This is a genomic window from Rhizobium phaseoli (genome assembly GCF_010668805.1).
Taxonomy (GTDB): domain Bacteria; phylum Pseudomonadota; class Alphaproteobacteria; order Rhizobiales; family Rhizobiaceae; genus Rhizobium; species Rhizobium phaseoli_A.
The window spans coordinates 1-390 of sequence record NZ_WUFT01000145.1; the positions used below are offsets into that span (position 1 = coordinate 1).

The following is a 390-nucleotide window of genomic DNA, read 5'->3' on the forward strand; positions in this document are numbered from 1 at the left end:
CTATAGTTATGCCGTCAACGAGGCCAATACCGCCGTCCAGGGGCTGCGGCAGTCGATCAACACGCTGAGTGACGTCTTCAGCTACACGATGCGCGATACCGCCGGCGCGACCGCCACGGCCAATATCACCATCACCATCCATGGCGCCAACGATGCGCCGGTGCTGGCTGTCCAGACGGTGGGCCAGAATGCCACCGTCGGCACCGCCTTCTCCTTCGTGCTGCCGACGACGACCTTCACCGATGTCGACAGCGGCGAGACGCTGACCTATTCGGCAACGGCCGCCGACGGCACGGCGCTGCCCGGCTGGCTGAGCTTCAATGCCACGACGCGGACCTTCTCCGGCACGCCGACGACATCAGGCACTTACGGCGTCAAGGTGACGGCGAC

The 390-nt window shown here is 65.1% G+C and carries 1 protein-coding gene; it reads left to right on the forward strand.

The features are described 5' to 3' along the window. Positions 1–390 (forward strand): putative Ig domain-containing protein (locus tag GR197_RS31785; RefSeq protein ID WP_164016666.1); only part of this gene is annotated, 390 nt, incomplete at both ends.